This is a genomic window from Streptomyces sp. NPDC002734, from assembly GCF_040295685.1.
Taxonomy (GTDB): domain Bacteria; phylum Actinomycetota; class Actinomycetes; order Streptomycetales; family Streptomycetaceae; genus Streptomyces.
The window spans coordinates 1-5,436 of record NZ_JBEOVU010000067.1; the positions used below are offsets into that span (position 1 = coordinate 1).

Here is a 5,436-nt window from a genome sequence, read left to right on the forward strand (position 1 = left end):
CTAGCCCGATCCCCCCGCCGGGCCCCCCCCCCGGCGGGGCCCTCCCCCCCCGGGGGGGTTGCCAACAACCCCGGGGGGCCCGTTACCCCGGCCGGGGTAACGGGCCCCACGTCGTTCGTTCACACCTGAGGTCAGGCGGCCGCCCGGACCGCCAGCCACTCCGGCAGGTCCGCGAGATCACGGTTCCCGCCTATCGCCAGCAGCATCGCGTCGGCCGGCGTGGGCTCGAACGGCTCGTGCAGCAGCGGCATCCCCGCCTGCTCCGGCGTCCGGTCCGCCTTGCGGTGGTTGTCCTCCGCGCAGGAGGCCACGGTGTTCAGCCAGGAGTCCTGGCCACCCTGCGCCCGCGGCACCACATGGTCGACGGTGGAGGCGCGCCCACCGCAGTAGGCGCACCGGTGCCTGTCCCGTACCAGCACTCCCCGCCTCGACCACGGCGCTTGTCTTCGGAACGGCACCCGGATGTACCGGCAGAGCCTGATCACCCGGGGCGCGGGTATGTCCACCGCGGCCGCCCGCATCCGAAGATCGGGATGGGCCTGCTCCACGACCGCCTTGTCCTGGAGCACCAGCACCACGGCACGGTTCAGCGTCACCGTCGACAGCGGCTCGAAGCTCGCGTTCAGCACCAGCGTGTCCCGCACAACAACCAGCCCACCTCTCGTGTGCCGGCCGCCCCCCTGGCAGCCGGAATCCCACTCTGGCCGGGCATGCCGCGAGGGACAACGCAATATCCGCCGCCCCAACGGCAGAAAAGAAGCCCGCCCCTGATCAATTCCAAGACCAGGGACGGGCAAAACGTGCCGTGCGGCACTGACGCGGACTCAGTTCCCGGCGGGGACCTCGTACTCGCCGATCAGGTGGGCGCGGCCCAGCGTGTGGAAGCGCAGATTGAATCCGACCGCCGCCGGACTGGTGTCCGCGTCCGGGCCGAGCTTCTCCTGGTCCACGGCGTAGACCGTGAAGACGTACCGGTGCGGTCCGTCCCCGGCCGGCGGCGCGGCCCCGCCGAAGTCACGCGAGCCGTAGTCGTTGCGCGCGTGCACCGCGCCCTCGGGCAGACCCTCGAACGCGCCCGAGCCCGCGCCGGCCGGCAGCTCCGTCACCGAGGCCGGGATGTCGAACAGCACCCAGTGCCAGAACCCGCTGCCGGTGGGGGCGTCCGGGTCGAAGCACGTCACCGCGAAGCTCTTCGTCCCGGGCGGGAAACCCTCCCAGCGCAGGTGCGGGGACGTGTTGCCCGCCGCGTGCACCTGGGCGTCCGCTAGCGTGCCGCCCGCCTCCACGTCGTCGCTGGTCACCGTGAACGACGGGACCTGCGGATGGAAGTCGTGCGGCAGCGGCGGCCGGCTGGACTGGGTCACCTCGGTACCTCCTGGCTGTGGGTCAGGAACCGCGCCCGCGAAGGACGCGGTTCCGCTTGTCCCGTCCGAGCCTAGAACCAGTTGCGCTTGCTGCCGACCTCGGACAGCCACTGGTTGAGGTACGCCGCCCAATCGGTCCCCTGGTAGTCGTGCAGACCCACCTTGAACGAGCGGAAGGTGTCGCTGCCCTCGCTGAACAGCCCCGGCTTCTTGTCCATCTCCAGGACGACGTCCATCTCGGACTGGTCCGCGACGAAGCTGATCTCGACCTGGTTCAGCCCGCGGTACTGCTGCGGGGGAAGGAACTCGATCTCCTGGTAGAACGGCAGCTTCTGCCGGGTCCCGCGGATGTGCCCGCGCTCCAGGTCCGCGTTCTTGAAGCGGAAGCCGAGACGCACGAAGGCGTCCAGGATCGCCTTCTGGGCCGGCAGAGGGTGCACGTTCACCGGGTCGAGGTCGGAGGAGTCGACCGCCCGCGCGATCGCCAGCTCGGTGGTCACACCCACGTGCATGCCGCGCAGCGCCGAACCGTCGATCATCGTGACCGGCGTCTCCCACGGGACGTCGATGCCGAACGGCACCGTGTGCACCGCACCGGCCTGCAGCTGGAACGCACCACCCAGCGGGACCTTCAGGAACTCGATGTTCTGCCGGTACTCCTGGTTGTCCCCGCCCTCGACCTCGACCTGCGCCTGCAGACCGACCGCGAGCCCCTCGATCTGCTGGTCGACCGACCCGCCCTGGATCCGCACCTCACCCTGCACCACGCCGCCGGGGACCACGTTGACCTCGGTCAGCACGGTCTCCACCGAGGCGCCCCCGGCACCGAGACTCGCGAGCAGCTTCTTGAACCCCATCTGTGTCCCTCTCTCCAGGCGCCCCCGTGGGTCCGCGCCCTCTCAGTCGTCCTCAGGTTCCTGCGATCCCTGACGGTTACTGGTAACGCGTGAGGCCAGGCGAACGGTTCCTGCCTCCCAATCCGCACGGACCGGACCAGAACCCTCCCCATCCACCGCCCCACCCCGCCACCACCCCTCCAGTACGCTCGGAGGACATGATCGCGAGCCCCGACCGTACGCCAAAGTCCCGCCAGCTTGGGCATGTGCACGTTTACCGGACGTACAGCATCTCAAGGCGGTCAGCATGAACCTCGAGGATCTTGCTCACCCCGCCGAAGAGGTCGCACCCAGGCTGCTCGGGGCCGTTCTCACCCATGAGGCACCCGAGGGAAGCGTCAGCATCGCCATTACGGAGACCGAGGCGTACTCCGGCTCCGCCGATCCCGCCTCGCACGCATACCGCGGCAGAACACCGCGCAACGCCGTGATGTTCGGACCCGCAGGGCACCTGTACGTCTACCGGTCCCATGGTCTCCACTGGTGCGCCAACATCGTCACCGGCACGGACGGCATCGCCTCTGCGGTCCTCATTCGTGCGGGCAAGGTGGTCGAAGGGGAGGACCTGGCGCGAGAGCGCCGAGGGAGCGCAGTCGAGAGTTCACGTCTCGCGCGAGGACCGGGGAACTTCTGCCAGGCACTCGGCATCACGGCAGAGCACAACGGCGCAGATCTGCTGGGTGGAACCGCGGTCGCTGTGTCGCAGGGTGAGTCAGTGCCTCCCGCGCTCGTCCGGGTCGGTCCCCGGGTAGGCGTGAGCAAAGCTCATGACTGGCAGCACCGCTTCTACGTCGCCGGCGACCCGACCGTCTCGGCCTACCGCCTGAGCCCGCGAGCCAAGCCGTCCGCCGGGATCTGAGCCGCTCTCCACCGCGCGCAGGTCCCGAAAGGTGATCCTGCAGTGATCGGACCTGAACTCCCGAACGCCCCGCCCTCGCGGCAGCAGCTCGACGAGCTCGCACGCCTGCATGACCACCGTCCGGACGTGATCGACCCGTGCGGGGTCCTCGTGGTCCAACACTTCCAGCAGGTACTCGACGTCGCCGAGATGCACCGGCACATGCTTCGTCGACAGTCCGGCCAATTCCGTCCTGACCTCCAGCAGGTCGGCATCACACCTGCCGATACCCGCGCGCATGGTCGACGCATCGATCTGGCCGACGGCGAACATCTCCGCCAGGGCGGTACGCCTCTTGGAGAGGGCGGCTTCCTGTGCCAGCAATGCGGCCTCCCGCTGCTCGTCCGCGGCGTCCACGGTCGGCGCCTGGCTCCATGCCTCGATCCGGTCGATGACCTTGCGTACGACAAAGGACTCGAGCGGGTCTGCCGGGCAGGTGATGCACCGGCCTCCTGAGCAGGTGTAGAGCCTGTACCTCTCGCCTGCTGCGTTCCGCCTGCTCCATCCCTGCGTGACGACGGCCTGGCACTTCGAGCAGCGGACAACGCCGGACAGCAGGGCCTTGCGTCTCCCTCCGCCTCCGGTGTTGCGCTCAGGGTCGCTCAGGTAGCGAGCCAGAGAGCGGAACACCTCCTCGGAGACAATCGGCTCCCAGCTCGCCCTGCCGGTCTCCTCGGTCACGCGCACTCGTCTCCCGTCCGGCTTCTCGATCCACTGGGAGTAGGTCTGGATGCCTGCGTTCCGCGGCTTGAGGAGGACACATCGGATGTTCGAGCTGCGCCACTCATTGCCGTGAGGAGAGAGCAGACCGCGAGCGTTCCAGTCCTTCGTGATCGACCACAGGGAGACACCGGCGGGGACATCCCGGTACGCCTGACGCAGGGCTTCCGCCTCCTCCTCCCGGTGCGTCCCGTCGCGCTCGAAGCCGAACGGGCGAGTGCTCCAGAAAGGCCGGCCAGCCTCTCTGCGGCGCCGATGCCCCAGTACCTGTCGCTCCACTCGCATCTCGGTCTCGTTCTCCGCCACCGCCGCGCCGATCCGAGCAGCAAGACGACCTGTCGGAGTCGCCAGGTCGAGGATGCCGAGCGACTGTGCGGCTGCCACACGAACACCCGTCTCCTCGGCAAGATCGACCAACTCGACCAGGTCTCGTGTCGTGCGGTAGAGCCGGTCGTAGTGCCTGGCCACGATGACATCGGCTTTGTGTGCTCGCACCAGTTCGATCACTCGCCTCCAGCCTTCGCCACGGGCCGAGATTCTGCGCCCCTCGACGATGCGGAAGCCTGACGCCGAGGAGTCCCCCTCCGAGATGACCTCCACGACCGTCCAGCCGTTCCGGTCGCACACCTCCTGACTCAGCTCCACCTGCTGCGCGAGGTTCCCACCTTTGGACTCCTCGCCTCTCGGTGTCGGGCTGAGCCTGGCGTAGATGATCGCTCGCACCGCTGTCTCTTCCGCTTGTCGTGGTCTGGCCTGTCAACGACATGCATGCTCAGAGAGTCACCGGTACATGAAGAACTGCATGTACCGGTGGCTGCGGCTCGGGGGCGGGCCTAGGTATCCGGACTACCGCGAGCGTCGGCACTGCCAAGGAAGGCATCGGAGCGGTTGCGCCCCCGTCGTCTTTCGGCCCGCTACGACAAGGATCTGGCCAAAGGCCCGGCGCGTCTCGCCACGGCCCTGGACATCGACCGCGCCCTGGACGGCACCGGCGCCTGCGCCGCCGGGGGTTCCCCCCTCACTGTTCTTACGGGGGCTCCCGTGTCCGCCGAACAGGTAAGGAACGGTCCCCGCACCGGAGTGGCCGGCGACGGAGGGAACGGGGACCTCCACCCGTGGCGCTACTGGATCGACGGCGATCCCACCGTGAGCCGGTACCGCGCACACGTGCCCCGTCGGCGGCGGGCTTGACGCCGTCCCCCGCGATCCGTAAGGTAGCCCGAGCCGCAAGACACGGCAGGCATTCTGCCTTCACCGTGTGCGGCCACTCCACTACTCAACCTCTCCCCTAACCGGGGCGAATTCTTGCGTGCCCGCACGCTCGGAATTCGAACTGCAGGACTCGATTATGAGTTCCGGGAGCGAGTCGGTTAGCGTAGTGAATGTCGAAAGGCCGACGGACCTGATCTGGTCCGGGAGCCGGCGGCAACCCCCTCCGACAGGGAATCAGGCACCGAAAGGTTCTGATAGAGTCGGAACCGCCGGAAAGGGAAAACGCCGAAAGGCGAAGGACCTGGAAAGCACCGAGGAAATCGGAACGGAAACGGTCTGATAGAGT

At 68.2% G+C, this 5,436-nt stretch carries 4 protein-coding genes and 2 pseudogenes; 2 read left to right on the plus strand and 4 right to left on the minus strand.

All coding sequences use genetic code 11. The features are described from left to right. Nucleotides 1–131: 131 nt before the first annotated feature. From ABT026_RS31980 to ABT026_RS31990, 3 genes are all read right to left on the minus strand, one after another. Entirely contained in the window at nucleotides 132–644 is a 513-nt protein-coding gene (locus ABT026_RS31980) for an HNH endonuclease (protein WP_351118708.1), read from the minus strand. Nucleotides 645–824: 180 nt separating this feature from the next. Then, entirely contained in the window at nucleotides 825–1,364 is a 540-nt protein-coding gene (locus ABT026_RS31985; RefSeq protein ID WP_351118709.1) for a YbhB/YbcL family Raf kinase inhibitor-like protein, read from the minus strand. Between the two features lie 71 nt (nucleotides 1,365–1,435). Beyond that, nucleotides 1,436–2,221, minus strand: a complete 786-nt coding sequence (locus tag ABT026_RS31990; RefSeq protein WP_351118710.1) for a sporulation protein — start codon at nucleotides 2,219–2,221, stop codon at nucleotides 1,436–1,438. 286 nt (nucleotides 2,222–2,507) lie between these two features. Between ABT026_RS31990 and ABT026_RS31995 the strand changes: the two genes are divergently transcribed. Beyond that, nucleotides 2,508–3,119 (plus strand): DNA-3-methyladenine glycosylase, encoded by a 612-nt coding sequence (locus ABT026_RS31995; protein ID WP_351118711.1) that lies wholly within the window; start codon nucleotides 2,508–2,510, stop codon nucleotides 3,117–3,119. Between the two features lie 660 nt (nucleotides 3,120–3,779). Here the strand turns inward: ABT026_RS31995 and ABT026_RS32000 are convergent. Beyond that, nucleotides 3,780–4,601, minus strand: a pseudogene (locus tag ABT026_RS32000) (recombinase family protein); the annotation flags it as partial. A 129-nt stretch (nucleotides 4,602–4,730) separates the two neighbouring features. On the opposite strand from ABT026_RS32000, the pseudogene ABT026_RS32005 reads away from it, so the two are divergent. Beyond that, nucleotides 4,731–5,069 (plus strand): annotated as a pseudogene (locus tag ABT026_RS32005) (DNA-3-methyladenine glycosylase); the annotation flags it as partial. Nucleotides 5,070–5,436 lie beyond the last annotated feature (367 nt).